This window comes from Pseudoprimorskyibacter insulae, from assembly GCF_900302505.1.
In the GTDB taxonomy this organism is placed as follows: Bacteria; Pseudomonadota; Alphaproteobacteria; order Rhodobacterales; family Rhodobacteraceae; genus Pseudoprimorskyibacter; species Pseudoprimorskyibacter insulae.
Window position 1 is genome coordinate 24131 of record NZ_OMOJ01000017.1, and the last position, 16423, is coordinate 40553.

The following is a 16423-nucleotide window of genomic DNA, read 5'->3' on the forward strand; positions in this document are numbered from 1 at the left end:
ATGCCTCCTTGAAAATAGGTCCGATCAAAATTCGTGAATTGTTTATGGCTCAATAGCGCCGGTCACCAGTATAAATTCGCATTTTGCGAAACCCCATGCAAACTCACATAGCAAAAACACGTTTGCTTTCCATCTATGACCGCCCAAGAACCGCTTTTTCGGGACTGCTGTGCAAGAATACATCGCATGCTTACAATTTACTCTTGTCCCGCCCTGCCCGATTGCGCCATGCCTAGGGCGTCGCCGAGCTCGGGCGCAACGCTAAGGGACCAGCATGACACTATTTGATCAAACGCCATTTCCAACGCTGTCTTACCGCCTGTTGTGGGAGGCCATTGTTGATATCACCGAGGTTCAGCCACTGGGCGAAAGCCCCAAGGGCGAACGTCGGATTGTGCCGATCATCGGCGGCGAATTTCGCGGCGGGCCGGACTTTCCGGGGCTGAACGGCAAAGTTTTGGCAGGTGGTGCAGACCGGCAATTGATCCGCAAAGACGGCGGCAAGGAACTGGACGCGCTCTATGAGATGCAGGTGGACGATGGCACGATCCTGACAATCCACAACCGCGTCGTGATCGACGAAAGCGGCCAAGGCCCGCGTCAGGCCCTGTCGCGGATCGAGGTAACGGCACCAGAAGGGCCATGGGATTTCCTGAACCGCCGCCTGATCGTCGGCACGCTGCAACCGCTGCGCCCAGCGCGCAACGCCGTGCTGATCCGAGGATGGGAAATGGCCGAGGCGATGCCAGTCTGACCTATGCCAGCGGGTCCGTGTGGTACAAGCGGACCTTCAACCCGCCGTGCGGCACATAAGGCCCCGGCGGGCGCAATGGCAGGCCCGTCGCGCGGGCCAAGCCGCCCTCAGTGGTCACGATGCCAACACGCCAGCCGGAAAACCCCGCCTTCAGCGCATCGCCCATCGAGGCATGCACCGCATACAGCAGCCTTTTATTGCCAATCCGTGCGCCATAAGGCGGGTTGACGATCACCAGCCCCGGCGGGCCGTCTGGCCGTTTCAGATCACGCACGTCAAGCTGTGCAAAGCTGGTGATCCCGTCCACGCCTGCGCGTTCAGCATTGGCCCGGCTGGCCTCAACCCCGCCTGCGTTGCGGTCAGAGCCATAGAACCGCAGATCGGTCTGCCCAACCGTGCCCGCACTGCGCATCGCTTGCCACGCATCGGGATCATAGGTCGCCAGATGTTCAAACCCGAAACTGCGTGTCCGGCCCGGATAAAGGCCCAAGGCAATCTCTGCCGCTTCAATCGGGAAGGTGCCAGAGCCGCACATCGGGTCCAGCACCGGTTCCTGCCCGGTATACCCGCAGGCCCGCAGAAACAGCGCCGCCAGCGTTTCGCGCATCGGGGCCTTGGCCACACCAAGTTTGTGCCCGCGTTTGTGCAGGGACTCGCCCGAAGTATCGACGCTGAAGGTCACAAGGTTGTCGTCGATCCGAACTTTCAGGCGCACCGGCGCGTCCGAGGCAATCGGAGCGCCCAGCGTTTCGGTGATCGCATTTTCGACCCGCTGGGCCGCAGCCCCGGCGTGGTAAATCTTGGACTTCTGGCAGGTGACTTCGACCGCGACCGGCACATCGGGGCGCAGCACATCCCCCCAAGGAAACTTGCGCGACCGTTTATCAAGCTGCGCCAGATGGAAGGCCCGGAAACTGCCGATGCGGGCCAGAACGCGCCCTGCCCCGCGCAGTTTCAGGTTGGCGGCCCACACATCGGGCCAATGCCCCATGAACGACACGCCGCCCGCCTCGGCCTTCGGGTTAGGAAAGCCACAGGCGCGGACCTCGTCCAGCAGGACAGGTTCCAGCCCCGGCGGGGCCACCAGAAAGATTTCAAACGGATCAGTTGACTGCATGCAGCAGCGCTTAGCCCCTTTCGCCCCTTGAAGCGAGAGAATTCGACGCCATCGGTCGCCGGTTTAGGCGTCGCGTTCCATGATCCACTCGACCTCGGGCGCGGCGACAAAGCGCCATTTGCGTAAGGGGCCAGCCATGACGTTCAGGTAATACATCTCAAACCCATAGGGCGCACCGCAAGGGTGATGCCCGCGCGGCACCAAGACGACGTCGCCATCGGCCACAGCCATGGTTTCGTTCAGTTGCAGATCATCGGTATAGACCCGCTGGATGCCAAACCCATTGGGCGGGTTAAGCCGATGGTAATAGGTTTCCTCAAGATAGGTGATGCGCGGATAGTCATCTTCGTCATGACGGTGGCTGGGATAGCTGGACCAATGGCCCGCCGGGGTGAACACCTCGGTCACCAAAAGGCTATCGCAGTAATCTTCGTTCTCCATCGCGATATTGTTGATGTAGCGCGTGTTGCTGCCTTTGCCGCGTTCCGTCAGGGTGATGCCATCAGGGCCAATCCGGCGCGCCTCATGCCCGCCCATGCCGGGGGCCGCGCAAACCGCGATGGTGCAATCGGTTTCCGCCGTCGCCTGCCAATCCGTGCCATTGGGCAAATAAAGGCTATGCGGCGGGGTCTTTTCAAAGACGTTCATCCGATCACCCAGAACGCCCCAGTCCTGCCCCGCCCCGGTGATCGCTGCCTTGCCTTCGACCATCACCAGCATGACCTCATTGCTGCCCGTCGCCTCGCCTACGGTGTCGCCCGCCCGCAGCTTATACAGCCCAAAGCCGACATAGCGCCAACCGGCGCTTTCGGGGGTGATCTGGTGCACTTTGCCGTGCGTGCCAAAGGGTTTGCGAAGTAGGTCAGGCATCAAAGGCTCCTGTGGTCAGTGGCGCTCAGGCCCCGTCGTCGGGGTCGGTCCACGCGATAAAAAACTGGTGCGCGGCGTAAAGGCCGATCGCGCCAAACAGCAGGGCAAAACCGGGGGAACCAGACAGAACCTCCATCAAGGCCCAACCAAGGCTGACCGCGACAATCGCAATGCGCAGCCATAGCGGGCGATAGAACGGATCTTGCAGGTTAAACATCTGGCCCCTTTCCGGCAGGCTATCCCCGCCCGTCGACAGTCAGGCCCGCATCATCGCAGACCTTCAAGATATGCTCATACCCGAGCTTGGAATACTCATATGGATTGGCATGGGCCGGATCCTGTTCCGCTTCGACGACGATCCAGCCGTTGTAATCCATCGCCTTAAGTTCGCGGGTAATGGCACCGAAATCAATGCAGCCATCGCCCGGCACGGTAAAGGCCCCGGCCACCACCGCATCAAGGAAACTGCCATTGCGCGCCCGGATCAGGTTGGTCACGTGACAGCGAATATCCTTGTAATGCACATGATGCACCCGATGACCCCATTTCTTTAGCACGCTCAGCGGGTCCGAGCCACCAAACAGCAGATGCCCGGTGTCAAACAGCAAGGTCACCTCTTCGCCGGTGTGTTCCATCAGCCAATCGACATCTTCGCCGTCTTCGATCATCGATCCCATATGGTGGTGATAGGCCATGACCATTCCTTCGCCCTTCATCCACTTGGCCACCTCGGTCAGCTTCGCGCCATAGGTGCGGATGTCATCACGGGTCAGCTTGGGACGGTTGACAACCGGCGTCGATTGATCGCCCTGCACCGTGTTCGAACATTCGGCATAGACAACGCAAGGCGCGTCCAATGCCACGAACTGTGTGACCTGTTGGCGGATCATGTCGATCTCGGTCTGTACGTCCTGCACCATCAAACTGCCCGAACACCAACCGCCGCAAAGCGCAAGATCGGCCTCGTTCAGATAGCGGCGCAGACCTTCGGTATCGGCAGGCATCCGGCGGCCACGTTCCACGCCGGTATAGCCAATCTGGCGCGACTCCGACAGGCACTGCTCCATCGTGTAATCGGCGGTCAGGTCCGGCAGGTCATCGTTCTGCCAAGCAATGGGGGAAATCCCGATTTTCACACTCATCTGGTGCGTCCTTTATCAATCCACGCGTTGCAGCGCGGTCTTTTCCACATAGGCCTTGCGGGCCTCATTCACTTCGGCACGGCTCGACACCTCAGGCACGGCCACATCCCACCAGACGCCGCCGACGCCTGCGCCGGAATAGGGGTCGCTGTCGATCACGATCACTGTCGGGATATCGCGGGCGCGGGCCGCCTCGATCTGCGCCTCAAGATCGGCAATGCCGCAGGCCTTGATCGCATGCGCCCCCATCGCGGCGGCATGGGCGACAAAGTCGATCTCGGGCTGCACCTCGACATTGGCGCTGGCGTACAGGTTGTTGAACTCGGCCCCGCCGGTGCCCATTTGCAGCCGGTTGATACAGCCGTAACCCCGGTTGTCGGTCAAAACGATTGTAAAGGGCACGCGGCGCATCACGGCAGTCGCCAGTTCGGAGTTGGCCATCATATAGCTGCCATCGCCCACAAAGCAGATCACATCCGCCTCGGGACGGGCCAGCTTGATGCCCATGGCCCCCGCCACCTCATAGCCCATACAGCTAAAGCCGTACTCCATGTGATAGCCGCCCGGCGCCGCCTGCCACAGCGTATGAAGCGCCCCCGGCATGGTGCCTGCGGCGCACATGGCAACAGTATTGGGGCCAGCTTGGCGCTGCACCGCCCCAATCACCTGCGCGTCGGTCGGCAGACCATCGCCCGTGGGCGCGGCCATCACCGCATCGCATGCCGCATACCACGCGGCGCGGCGCCCCTTGTCCAAATCCGCATAGGTCTTGCCGCCCAGCCCCGCTGAGATCCGCGCCAGCGCCACCTTGGCATCCGACACAAGCCCAAGCGCCCCATGCTTGGCCGCGTCATAGCCCGTGACATTGATCGACACGAGCCTGCGGGCCGGGTTCGCAAACACCGTCCACGACCCGGTGGTAAAATCCTGAAACCGCGTGCCAACCCCTAGGATCAGATCCGCCTCGGCCGCCGCCGCATTGGCCGCGTCCCCACCGGTCACACCGATAGATCCAAGGTTCAGCGGCATCTGCCAATCCAGCGCCGACTTGCCCGCCTGCGTTTCCACAACCGGAATACTGTGCGCCTCGGCAAAGGCGGCCAGATCGGCCTCGGCCTGCGAATAGATCACCCCGCCACCGGCCACGATCAACGGCTTTTCCGCCGCCTTCAGCGCGGCAACCACATCGGCCAATTCCGCCGCATCCGGCTCAGGCCGGCGAATGCGCCAAACCCGCGGCTCAAAGAATGACACCGGGTAATCATAGGCCTCGGCCTGCGTGTCCTGACAAAACGCCAAGGTCACTGGCCCGCATTTCGCCGGATCGGTCATGGTTTGCAGCGCTCGCGGCAGGCAGGTCAACAGATGCTCAGGCCGCGAGATCCGGTCAAAATACCGACTTACCGGACGGAAACAGTCATTCGCCGACACGGTGCCATCGTCGAAATCTTCGATCTGCTGCAACACCGGATCGGGCATCCGATTGCCAAACACATCGCCCGGCACAAACAAAACTGGCAGCCGGTTCACATGCGCCAGCGCGGCTGCCGTCACCATATTGGTCGCGCCCGGCCCAATAGACGAGGTCACCGCCATCGCCCGCCCCCGCTTATGCGTCTTGGCATAGGCAATGGCCGCATGGGCCATGGTCTGTTCATTCTGGCCGCGCCAGGTCGGAAACTCATCGCCCGCCGCATGCAGCGCTTCGCCCAAACCGGCCACATTGCCATGACCGAAAATCGCCCAGATCCCTTCGATGAACCGCGCTCCGTCCTCGGTTTTCTGCGCGGCCAGCCATTTCACCATCGCTTGCGCAGCCGTCAGCCTGATCGTGCTCATCTGCGTATCTCCTCCACAAATCCCAACTGGCCCGTTATTTTCTGACCATAAATATTCCCGGGGGTCCGGGGGCAGCGCCCCCGGCTACCCTCAATCAAGCAGCGTTCCGGCGAGCCTCTGACCGCGCCTCGTCCCAGATCTGACACAGCCGCGCATAGCGATCCGACATCATGGCCACCGCCTCGGCATCGCTCATCTCGCCCTTCATCCAAGCGCGGGCGGCATCGCCAAAGATCGTCCGGCCAACGGCAAAGCCTTTGACCAACGGGTATTTCGCCGCCACTTCAAAGCTGGCTTTCAGCTCAGGCTCCGGCGCATCCAGCCCCAGAACCACGATGCCGCGCGTGTGCGGGTCGTGCTGTTCAATGGCCTCAATCGCGTTCTGCCAAGCCTTATCGGTGGTCATCGGCTCCAGCTTCCACCAATCGGGGAAGACACCGATTTCATACCAACGGCGGATCAGATCGGCGGTGGTATCATCAGAAACCTTGCCGACCTTCTTAGGGATGATCTCCAACAGGAATTCCAGCCGATTGCGCCGCGAGGCCTCAAACAGGCGCTTCACCGTCGCTTCTTGCTGGCTCCGCATGTCCGGGGTGTCATCCGGGTGGCAGAAGACCAGCACCTTGACCACATTGTCCTTGGGCCATTCGGCCAAGCCGCCAAAATCACTGCCAAGCTCCGGCTCAATCGCCAAGGGGCGCGAGCCTGGCCATTCGGTGGGACGACCAACCCAAAGCCCCGTGCCCGTCGCCTTATAAAGCGACGTCCGGCCAATGCGACCGTCACACAGAATACCATAACCCGGCTGACCACCCTGCACTTTCAAGGCCGCCTTCAGGCACAGTTCCTTGAAATCGCTGCCCTTGCGCAGATCGTAGCCGTCCATTTCCTCAAGTTGCAAACGGTGGTCAAAGGCGAACACCCGCATGGTAGACCAATCGCCGTGGCGGTTGGTGGACCAATGCACCTGCTCCAGCTCAACGTCATTGCGCAGATCGCGGCGCTTGATGCCGCGTTCAAGGAAAAACTCCATCTCGGCCAAGGACGGATATGCCGGGGTGCAGCCATGGCGGCTGACCGCGAAGGCCCCGCAAACATTGGCGTATTTCAGCGCGGTCGGCCAGTCTTCACCATCGAGCCAGCCTTTCAGCAGACCCGAGAAAAACCCATCGCCTGCGCCCAGCACGTTAAACACCTCAATCGGGAAGCCGGGGCCGGTTTGGCCGTCGTCAAGGCTATCAGGGATCGCGCCTTCAAAGGCCACCGCGCCCTTCGCGCCGCGTTTGCAGACCAGCGTCGCGCCCGAGACCTTGCGCACGGCCCGCAGCGCGTCAATCGTATCGGTCGACCCACCCGCGATGTGAAACTCTTCCTCGGTGCCGACGATCAGATCGAAATAATGCAGCGTCTCCATCAGCTTGGCCGTGACCTCGGCGCTTTCGACAAAGCGGCTTTCGCCGTCGCCATGACCCGCCACGCCCCACAGGTTGGGACGGTAATCAATATCCAGCGCGGTTTTGACCCCATGCTTACGCGCCAATTCCAGCGCTTTGAGCACGGCCGCCTTGGTGCGCGGGTTGCTCAGATGCGTTCCCGTCGGCACCACAGACCGCGACGAGGCAATCAGCGCCTCATCAATGTCATCTTCACACAGGGCCATATCGGCACAGTTTTCGCGGTAGAAGATCAGCGGAAACTGCTCTTCGTCGCGGATGCCAAGGATCACCAAGGCCGTCAGGCGGTCCGGGTCCGTCTTGACGCCTGCGGTGTTGACCCCGTGGCGTTCCAGTTCCTCGCGGATAAAGCGCCCCATATGTTCATCGCCGACGCGGGAAATCAGCGCCGATTTCAGGCCAAGCCGCGCCGTGCCGCAGGCGATATTGGTGGGGCTGCCACCGATGTATTTCTCGAAGGACCCCATGTCCTCCAAACGTCCGCCGATCTGAGCGCCATACAGATCAACGCCTGCGCGGCCAATGGTGATGACGTCAAGTGTCTTGTCGGTCATTGGGGTCCCCCTTTCTTATCGTCAGGCCAGCGTCACGGCTTTGCCGGTTTGCGCCGCTTCAAGCGCGGCATCGGCCAGCTCAAGCGCCTTCAAACCGTCCAGACCAGTGGTCGGCGTCGGTTGGCCACTGTTCACCGCCGTCACAAAGGCCGCGATTTCATTGGCATAGGCTGCTGTGTAGCGGGTCATGAAAAAATTCATGAGCGGCGGCGTCGAAATACCGTCAGCAGTGGCGACAACCACATTGGCCTCAAGCGTGTTTTGCGCTTGCGCCATCCCCTTCGATCCATGCACCTCGATCCGCTGATCGTAGCCATAGCTGGCGCGGCGCGAATTGGTGATGACGGCCTGCTTGCCCGAGGCGGTGCGCAGGATGACGTTGACGCTGTCATAATCGCCCAGCTTGCCAATCTCAGGGTCCACAAGGTTTGACGCCTGCGCGACGACGGTCTGCACCTCTTCGCCAAGCAGCCAACGGGCCATATCAAAATCGTGGATGGTCATATCGCGGAAAATCCCGCCCGAGACCTTGATGTAGGCAGGCGGCGGCGCACCGGGATCGCGGCTGGTGATGGTAACCATTTCCACGTCGCCGACCGAGCCGTTGTCGATGGCGGCCTTGACCGCCATGAAGTCCGGGTCGAACCGGCGGTTGAACCCAACCATCAGCGTCGCGCCTTCGGCCTCAACGGTGGCGATGGCCTGTTTCACCCGTGCGGCGCTCAGATCGACGGGCTTTTCGCAGAAGATCTTTTTACCGGCTTTGGCGAACTGTTCGATCAAATCGGCATGGGTGTCGGTCGGCGTGCAGATCGCGACGGCGTCGACATCATCACTGGCGGCGATGTCGTCAATCGACCGGATATCGCAGCCGTAGGCATCGCTGACTTTTTGCGCGGCTTCCGCGAACGGGTCTGAAATGGCGACCAGCCGGGCACCGGGCGTGGCCGAAATGGCGCGCGCATGGGTCTGACCAATACGCCCCGCGCCGAGGATTGCAATTCCAAGAGTCATTACACTTGTCCTTCCGAAAACGCGCCTTTGCGCGCTGTTGTTGTTGGCTGGTGGCCTATTGGGTGGGCTCGTTAGAACGGCCAGATACGCTTTGGGTCAAGGCCCCTCAAACGACGCGGAACAGAACGTCTCAATCGTGCCAAACGTCCGCCCAAATGGCTCATTTTATCTCAGAATTAGGCCCGTCCGACGGCTCGGACAGGCCCGTTTTGACCTATGCCGCGTCCGCATATTCCGGCTGAGTTTTGGCGCCGGTGATATAGGCGACAACATCCTGACCGTCCGTGTCTTCCTTGCGAAGGTTGGCGCAGATTCGACCGCGTCGGAACACGACAATCCGGTCCACCAGATCGAACACCTGCCGCATGTTGTGGCTGATCAGGATCAGCGGCTCGCCCTGCTCTTTCAGCGTGCGGATGATGTTTTCAACCTGCGCCGTTTCCTGCACGCCAAGCGCCGCCGTGGGTTCATCCATGATGGTCAGCTTGGAATGGAACGTCGCGGTTCGGGCGATGGCCACGCACTGGCGCTGACCGCCCGACATGTTCTGGATCGTATTGCGGATGTTGGGAATTTTCACGCCCGTCTTGGTCAACGCGGCCAAAGTGTCATTGCGCATCGATTTGTAATCAAGAATGCGGAACGGGCCGAGCCAATCGAACTTGGTCTTTTCGCGGCCAAGGAACAGGTTGTCCGGCACGTCCAGCGCATCGGCCAAAGCCAGCGTTTGGAACACGGTTTCGATCCCGGCTTCCCGCGCATCGAGCGGCCCGGCGAAGTTGACGGGTTTGCCGTCAAAGATCACCTCGCCGCGGGTGCGCTGTTCAACGCCTGTGATCTGGCGCACGAAGGTGGATTTTCCCGCCCCGTTGTCGCCCATGATGGCCACATGTTCGCCCTTGCGCAGGGTGAAATTGGCCCCTTCCAGCGCGTGCACACCGCCATAGTGTTTGGTCAGGTCGCGCGTTTCGAGAATGATATCGCTCATGTCCTGTCTCCTTACATGCGGGCTGCGGAACGGCGCTGGCGCCATTGGTCAAGCACAACGGCCCCGACGATAATCACGCCTTTGACCATTTCTTGGTAATAGGCATCGAGCCGAAGGAACGTGAACCCCGAGATGATGACGCCAAAGATCAGCGCACCCAGCACCGTGCCAACGATCGACCCGCGCCCACCGGACAGCGACACGCCCCCGATCACGGTCATGGCGATGGCGTCCAGTTCGTACATCACGCCCATACCCGCCTGCGCCGTCAGGTTCTTGGAGCTAAGAACGACCGCTGCAAAGGCCGCCAGAATGCCCGCGATGGTGTAAACCAACACCTTGTGACGATCGACCGAAATGCCCGACATCCGCGCCGCGTCTTCGTTTGAACCGATGGCATAGGTGTGTTTGCCGTAGATGGTGAATTTCAGGATAAAGTGGAACAGGATCGCCAGCAGAACGAACCAGATCACCGGCTTCATACCTGCACCGATGGCGGCATAGCTATCGGTCGGGAAGGAAATCGGCTGGCCTTTGGACCACCACTTGGCCGCACCACGCGCCGCGACCATCATGCCAAGCGTCGCGATAAAGGGCGGAATACGGGTATAGGCGATCAACAAACCGTTCACCAACCCGGCGGCAAGCCCGCACAAGATGGCAACGACGATCGGAACGATCACCGGCAGATCCATGAAGGCCGGACCGAACAAAGCCTTGGGGTTGGGATAGCCATTCACTTCGGCCACTTGGGCAAAACTCATGGCGACCATGGCGGTCACACCCACGATAGACCCCGGACTTAGGTCAATACCGCCCAGGATGATCACTTGGGTCGAACCGATCGCGATGATCCCGATAATGGCGACTTGCAGAATGATGATGCGCAGGCGCTGTTCGTTGAAAATGCTGTCAAAACGGCCATTGCTATCAAACAGAAAGCTTTGCCCCATCAGCGCAAAGCCAAGCCCTTCAAAAATCAGTACAATCAGAACCAGTGCGCCGAAAACGTTGATTTCGTTCGGCCAGGCCCGTTTCGATTTGTCGAACGTCAGCCCCCCTGTTCCGTGGGTGGTGTCCGCCATGTCTTTGTCCCCTCAATCATGGTGCCGTCGCGTTTCAACGGCGCGAAGAGCGGCGCTAGGGCGCGCCGCTCTGGTGTCTTCAGGCCAAGGCCTGTCTTAGTTCTTCGAGAAATAGTCGCCCAGGTTCGCCGGGGTCACCAGTTCGAACGGGATGTAGACCTTCTGATCCACGTCTTCGCCACGTGCCAGCTTCAGCGCCGCGTTCAGCGCGCCCGAGCCCTGACCGGCCGCGTTTTGGAAGACAGTGACATCCAGATCGCCGCCCGCCATTGCGGCCAGCGCGTCCTGGGTTGCGTCAACGCCGCCCACCTGCACCGACGCCATGTCGATGCCTGCGGCCTTCATTGCCTGAATGGCACCGATTGCCATTTCGTCGTTGTTGGCGATCACGGCATCAAACGGCTCGCCTGCCGACAGCCAGTTGGTCATCAAGTCCTGCGCTTCGTCGCGCGACCAGTTGGCGGTCTGCTCGTCCACGATGGTGATGAAGTTACACATATCGGTGCCCAGAATGTCGTGCACGTCCTTGGTCCGCTGAACGGCCGCCTGGTTCGACAGCTCGCCCATCATGACATAGGCGCGTGCGCCGCCGCCCTTGCCCGCTGCACGCAGGTTCTTACAGATCTCAAAGGTTTCCAGCGTGCCGGACTCGATTTCGTTCGACGCCACAAAGGCTTGGTTGTCGGGCAGCGTGTCAACGTTGATCGGCTGACGGTTCACATAGACCAGCGGCACGCCAGCCGCTTCTGCAGCAGCGGTCATCGCCTGCGTGGCCGAGGTGTCGACCGGGTTGACGATGATGGCATCAACACCAGACGCGATGAAGTTGTTGATCTGGTCCAACTGCTTGGCCACGTCGTTCTGTGCATCTTCGATCTGCACATCAACGTCGCTCATGTCGTCGGCGAAATTCTGGATGCCGTTGCGCAGAACGGTCAGGAAGTTGTCGTCAAACAGCGCCATCGAAACGCCGATATTTTCGGCCATTGCGGTGGTGCCCATCAAGGTTGCCAAGCTGGCGGCGATCAGAGTCTTTTTCATAGGGGATCCTCCCAATTGCGGCGTCCGGCGCGCCATGTCCTCCACCGGAGCCCCGATGACGGGGCCTTCTTGCATCGGTCAGGCGGCTGGCGCCGCAATCTGCGATGCAATGAATTCAAATGACTTTTGAATTTCGGATTTCGGGTCGCTCATCGCGTGGGTCAGCGGAGAGAAACACTCGTAAGACACCGGGCCGTCATAGCCTGCGGCCAGCAACGCGGCGATCTGATCGGTGTTGCCCAAGCGGTCGTGTTCATCGACCAGAACGCGGTGTTCGTCCTCCATCTGGTCAACGCGGAGCGCCGGATCGACAACGCCCGAGATATGGATGATCCCGGTGTATTCGGGGAACAGCGGGCCGCCGCCGGCCAACGTGTGGTGAAACGTGTCATGGACCAATTTGAATTGACCACGGGCGTCCAGTTCTTCAATCATCTCGACCAGATCTTCTTTGGATCGCAGCGAAGAACGTTCGAACCCCAAGGGTTCAACCAGCGCCACAAGGCCAGCATCGGCCAGCATCGGCTTGATCGCCGTCAGCGCATTGCGCAGGTTTGCCGTGCGTTCGGCTTTGGCGGTGGCCGTGCCGTCATTGCGCGGGATCAGGCTAATGGTTTCTGCACCGCAGGCCTTGGCGGTGGCGATCAGGTCGCGAACCTCTTGCGCGACATCCGTCGTATAGCTGTTGAACGGGTAAACCTGGCTTAGACCCACCAGCCGCAGACCTTTGTCACGCGCGATAGCCCCGGCATCCGAGGCGGGCATTTCATCAAACAGCGGGCGCGCAATATCGTTGCGCACCTCGACGCCAACGCAATCAAGCGCAGCGGCCAGATCAAGGAAGTCCGAATAACCCAAGTTGGGGGTGGTCATATGGTTCAAAGCGCGCTTCATGGTTCCCTCGGTCAGCGTCGTCACCTGCGACGTTCTGACCGGGACCATCGGGCAAATGAGACGTTTCCGTCAATCGGACCATAGAGCCTTTGCATCATTCATGATGTTTTTTTGCGCATGCAGAATGATGTTTTTACGTCATTAAACCATTTCCGGCAGCATAATATGCGGCACAAGGAAATGCTGTCCTGATATCCCATCCTCGCCCACGCGATGCGCCTCAATCATAAGTTCGATCAGATCGCGGCACAATTCATCCAGCGGCGTCTGGATGACCATGGCGCAATACCCTTCGGACAAAGCGGCGCGACTGTCCGCCGTCAACTCATTGACCACAAGCGCAATTTTTCCGGGCGAACGGGCCTCTCTCAGGGCGGCAATCGTGCCCTCCATCCCCCCGCCCGCAAGGTAGATGCCGCGCAAATCCGGGTGACGGTTCAACAGATCCAGCGTCGCCTCATAGGACACCCGGCGCGTCTCAAGGTTGACCAGCGTGTCCAAGACCGTGAATTCCGGAGCATGTTCGCGCATATAGGACCGAAATCCGACCTCGCGCAGATCATGACCATGCCAGCGATTTCCGCCGACGAAAATCGCTACTTTTCCGGGACGATTCGTGGCCTTGGTAATCATAGACGCCGCCGTTCGCCCAACTTTCATGTTGTTCAGACCCAGATAGTTCCGCCGAATGCCCTGCGCGAAATCGTTCAGCAATGAAAAGGTTGGCACGCCCGCGCCTTTAAGATCCTGCACCACCTGGTTGAGCATTTGATGGTTGACGGCCACACAGGCGATGGCATCCACTCGCGCGCCCACTTCGCGCATCAGATGGGCAAAATCGTCGGGCGATTGCGAGGTCGCAAAACGGATCAAGACCTTGCCCCGAATGTCATTGCGATCCCGAACCGCGCGCTCAATCGCGCGGGCGAAGTTCTGGTAGAATTCCTGCTTTTCCTTCAGCAACACGAACCCAAGGCGCAATTCTGGCACCATCGAGTCAAGCCGGTGATTGAAAAGCCCCCGCGCGTGGTAGCCCACCCGGTGCGCAGCTTCGGCGATGCGCTTTAGTGTGTCCTCACGCACTGTACCACGCCCGTTCAGCGCACGATCAACCGTAGCAACGCTGACACCGGCCTCTTGGGCCACATCTTTGACTGTGGGACGACGCGACATGCTGCACCTCATGACGTAAACACATCATGAATGATGGACTACATATCTCATGCCATCAAGCCAAAGAAAAACCCCCGCCGGTTTTACGCGGCAGGGGTGGCTTTATTCGGCGGCCCCCAAAGCGGCGGCATGCAGATCTTCGCGATAGGGCCTTGCCCCGTCAGGAAGGGTCCGGCGAATGTAGTACTCGGGGTTCGACCTTTGCCGAACCAAGGCGGGCCACATTTCGCGGAAGGCCGCAAAGATAGACGGGCAGGGTGCGGGCAAATCATGTTTGATCTTGGCATGAAGCTCGGGCAGGCGGTGATAGGGCACCATGGGGAACATGTGATGTTCGACATGGTAATTCATGTTCCAATACACGAAACGGCTGATCGGATTCATATAGACAGTCCGGCTGTTCAAACGATGATCGATGACGTTCTCGGCCAGCCCCCCGTGCTGCAACAGACCAGTCATCACGTGGTGCCACGCACCGTAAAGGCGTGGAAGACCGATGACCATCAATGGCAAGATCGATTGCCAATAGACCGTCGATATCAAGACAGCGCTATATACCAGTGTCCAGACACGGGCCACACGGATGACCTTGTGCTGCTCTTGCTCGGGGATGAATGATGCTTCCTCAGGGTGAAGGCTGCCCAGTGCATTGTAAACCATCCGCTGCCAACCGGCCCAGGCATCGAAAATTCCGAAGAAATTCGCGATGAGCTTCGCAAAATCCGTTGGCCGCGTGACGGCGATCTCGGGATCTCGGCCTACAATGATCGTGTCGGTGTGATGACGTGCATGGCTCCAACGCCATGTGACTGGGTTGCGCACCATACAAAAGCTGGCAACCTGATAAACCGCATCATTCATCCACCGTGTCTTAAACGCCGTACCATGCGAACACTCATGCCAGCGACTGTCCATCGCCGAGCCATAGAGCACCCCATAGGCCAGCCAGAATGGCGCAGACCACCAGCTTGGCCACAGGGCAATGCCCAGCCCGGCAAAGGCAATCATGCACGCAAACAAAAGAACCGTGTCCCGGATTGCCTGCCCATTTTCACGCTCCATCAGCGCTTTCATTTCCTTACGGGGGATATCAGTATGATACCACTCCGCCGTTGCAAGCCCGGTGTCCACGGCCCTTTGGCCATCCTGCCCCAACATTGAATAATCACGCTCAGTCATCTGGCCCTCCTCTGGCTGGCGATTTCGACGACTGTAGTCCCATTCCGCATAGCCGCGAAGATTGGGGCTAGCAAAACCCATCAATATCCATCAATCTTGGCCGTCGAAATGAAAGATTTTCATCAGTCACATGACAAGGCGCCCGACGATACAAGATCTGGCCAAGGCCGCCGGGCTGGGTGTTGCCACCGTTGACCGGGTGTTGAATGGCCGCCCGAATGTCAGCGACCGGTCCATCCGCGAAGTGTCCGAGGCCGCGGCAAGGATCGGCTTTATATCCCCTCGGCTAGAGCCTCAGGCGCAACGTGCGGCCCGTCGCGTGGTGCGTTTTGGTTTTGTTTTGCATAAGCGCGGACAAGAGTTTTATCAGAATTTCGCGTCCGAGCTGGAACGCGCCGTCGCGGCACGCACCGATATCCGGGGCGAGGTCACGTTTCGCTTCGCCTCGTCACAAGCGCCGGGTGACTTTGTTCGGGAATTGATCGAAGTGGCCGAGGTATCAGACGTTATCGCGTCTTCGGCTTTGAACCACGGCCAGATCGATGCCGAGGTCAAACGCATTTCGGATCGCGGCATCCCGGTTTACGCTTTGTTAAACGATTTCGCACAAGGTTCCCGTCACGGCTATTTCGGCCTGAACAATATCAAGGTCGGGCGTATTGCCGCTTGGCTAATCGCCACACAGACAGCTGGTAAGGGCAAGGCTGCGGTCTTTGTCGGCGGCAATCGCTGGCACGGCCATGTGCTGCGGGAAACCGGGTTTCACGCCTATATGCGCGAATTTGCACCGGATATGGCGCTGCTCAATACAATGGTGAATCTTGAAACACGTCAATTGACCTATGCCGCCACGCATGAACTTTTGGAACGGCACCCAGACCTGACTGGCCTTTATGTGGCTGGCGGGGGAATGGAAGGCGCGATCGCAGCAGTCCGCGAGGCGCGCGCCCCCGGTGCCGTCGCTCTGGTGGTGAATGAATTGACTGCCGATAGCCGCCTTGGCCTAGGCGACAGGGTTGTCTCGCTGTGTATCGCCACTCCGCTGGAGCGTTTGTGCAGAGAGTTGATCGACAGAATGATTGCTGAACCGCTTACGCAGGGGGCGACAGGTCAGCGATTCTTCGAACCGGATCTGGTTTCACCAGAGTCGGTCTGAGCTAGGTGTTTTCCGGAATGCTGACCCAAACGCAAACAGCCCGCGTCATTTCTGACGCGGGCTGATTTGTTTGTTTTTGTGATCGTTTTAGAATTATTATTGGTCTTTACTAGGTTTGGCGGTGACCTACTCTCCCACGTCTTGAGACGCAGTACCATTG

The 16423-nt window shown here is 59.6% G+C and carries 15 protein-coding genes; 2 read left to right on the forward strand and 13 right to left on the reverse strand.

Translation table 11 applies throughout. The annotated features are described in order from the left end of the window. The first annotated feature begins 274 nt into the window (after nucleotides 1-274). Nucleotides 275-754 (forward strand): DUF3237 domain-containing protein, encoded by a 480-nt coding sequence (locus PRI8871_RS18740; RefSeq protein ID WP_108887731.1) that lies wholly within the window; start codon nucleotides 275-277, stop codon nucleotides 752-754. Between the two features lies 1 nt (nucleotide 755). On the opposite strand, the gene PRI8871_RS18745 is transcribed toward PRI8871_RS18740, so the two are convergent. From PRI8871_RS18745 to PRI8871_RS18805, 13 genes are all read right to left on the reverse strand, one after another. Continuing rightward, nucleotides 756-1871 carry a THUMP domain-containing class I SAM-dependent RNA methyltransferase gene (locus tag PRI8871_RS18745; protein WP_108887732.1) on the reverse strand — a complete coding sequence of 372 codons (1116 nt, stop codon included), beginning with the start codon at nucleotides 1869-1871 and terminating at the stop codon, nucleotides 756-758. A 63-nt stretch (nucleotides 1872-1934) separates the two neighbouring features. Further along, entirely contained in the window at nucleotides 1935-2741 is an 807-nt protein-coding gene (gene iolB / locus PRI8871_RS18750; RefSeq protein ID WP_108887733.1) for a 5-deoxy-glucuronate isomerase, read from the reverse strand. A 25-nt stretch (nucleotides 2742-2766) separates the two neighbouring features. After that, on the reverse strand, nucleotides 2767-2958 hold the full coding sequence (locus PRI8871_RS18755; protein ID WP_108887734.1) for a hypothetical protein: 192 nt from the start codon (nucleotides 2956-2958) through the stop codon (nucleotides 2767-2769). Between the two features lie 19 nt (nucleotides 2959-2977). Beyond that, nucleotides 2978-3883 carry a myo-inosose-2 dehydratase gene (gene iolE, locus PRI8871_RS18760; protein ID WP_108887735.1) on the reverse strand — a complete coding sequence of 302 codons (906 nt, stop codon included), beginning with the start codon at nucleotides 3881-3883 and terminating at the stop codon, nucleotides 2978-2980. A 15-nt stretch (nucleotides 3884-3898) separates the two neighbouring features. Beyond that, complete coding sequence (gene iolD, locus PRI8871_RS18765) at nucleotides 3899-5722, reverse strand: 3D-(3,5/4)-trihydroxycyclohexane-1,2-dione acylhydrolase (decyclizing) (protein WP_108887736.1); 1824 nt, start codon at nucleotides 5720-5722, stop codon at nucleotides 3899-3901. Between the two features lie 94 nt (nucleotides 5723-5816). Then, complete coding sequence (locus PRI8871_RS18770; protein ID WP_108887737.1) at nucleotides 5817-7733, reverse strand: bifunctional 5-dehydro-2-deoxygluconokinase/5-dehydro-2-deoxyphosphogluconate aldolase; 1917 nt, start codon at nucleotides 7731-7733, stop codon at nucleotides 5817-5819. A gap of 21 nt (nucleotides 7734-7754) precedes the next feature. Then, nucleotides 7755-8747, reverse strand: coding sequence for an inositol 2-dehydrogenase (gene iolG, locus PRI8871_RS18775; protein WP_108887738.1), 993 nt, complete (start codon nucleotides 8745-8747; stop codon nucleotides 7755-7757). 214 nt (nucleotides 8748-8961) lie between these two features. Continuing rightward, entirely contained in the window at nucleotides 8962-9735 is a 774-nt protein-coding gene (locus tag PRI8871_RS18780) for an ATP-binding cassette domain-containing protein (protein WP_108887739.1), read from the reverse strand. A gap of 11 nt (nucleotides 9736-9746) precedes the next feature. Beyond that, nucleotides 9747-10820, reverse strand: a complete 1074-nt coding sequence (locus PRI8871_RS18785; RefSeq protein WP_108887740.1) for an ABC transporter permease — start codon at nucleotides 10818-10820, stop codon at nucleotides 9747-9749. Nucleotides 10821-10916: 96 nt separating this feature from the next. Next, nucleotides 10917-11861 (reverse strand): sugar ABC transporter substrate-binding protein, encoded by a 945-nt coding sequence (locus PRI8871_RS18790; protein ID WP_108887741.1) that lies wholly within the window; start codon nucleotides 11859-11861, stop codon nucleotides 10917-10919. Between the two features lie 78 nt (nucleotides 11862-11939). Then, the gene (locus PRI8871_RS18795; protein WP_245897984.1) at nucleotides 11940-12803 is read right to left on the reverse strand and encodes a TIM barrel protein; all 864 of its coding nucleotides are present in this window, start codon (nucleotides 12801-12803) and stop codon (nucleotides 11940-11942) included. 93 nt (nucleotides 12804-12896) lie between these two features. After that, the gene (locus PRI8871_RS18800) at nucleotides 12897-13928 is read right to left on the reverse strand and encodes a LacI family DNA-binding transcriptional regulator (RefSeq protein WP_108887742.1); all 1032 of its coding nucleotides are present in this window, start codon (nucleotides 13926-13928) and stop codon (nucleotides 12897-12899) included. A 102-nt stretch (nucleotides 13929-14030) separates the two neighbouring features. Then, the gene (locus tag PRI8871_RS18805; protein WP_108887743.1) at nucleotides 14031-15107 is read right to left on the reverse strand and encodes a fatty acid desaturase family protein; all 1077 of its coding nucleotides are present in this window, start codon (nucleotides 15105-15107) and stop codon (nucleotides 14031-14033) included. Between the two features lie 130 nt (nucleotides 15108-15237). Here PRI8871_RS18805 and PRI8871_RS18810 point away from each other — a divergent pair, with 130 nt between their 5' ends. Next, entirely contained in the window at nucleotides 15238-16263 is a 1026-nt protein-coding gene (locus PRI8871_RS18810; RefSeq protein WP_108887744.1) for a LacI family DNA-binding transcriptional regulator, read from the forward strand. The last annotated feature ends 160 nt before the right edge of the window (nucleotides 16264-16423 follow it).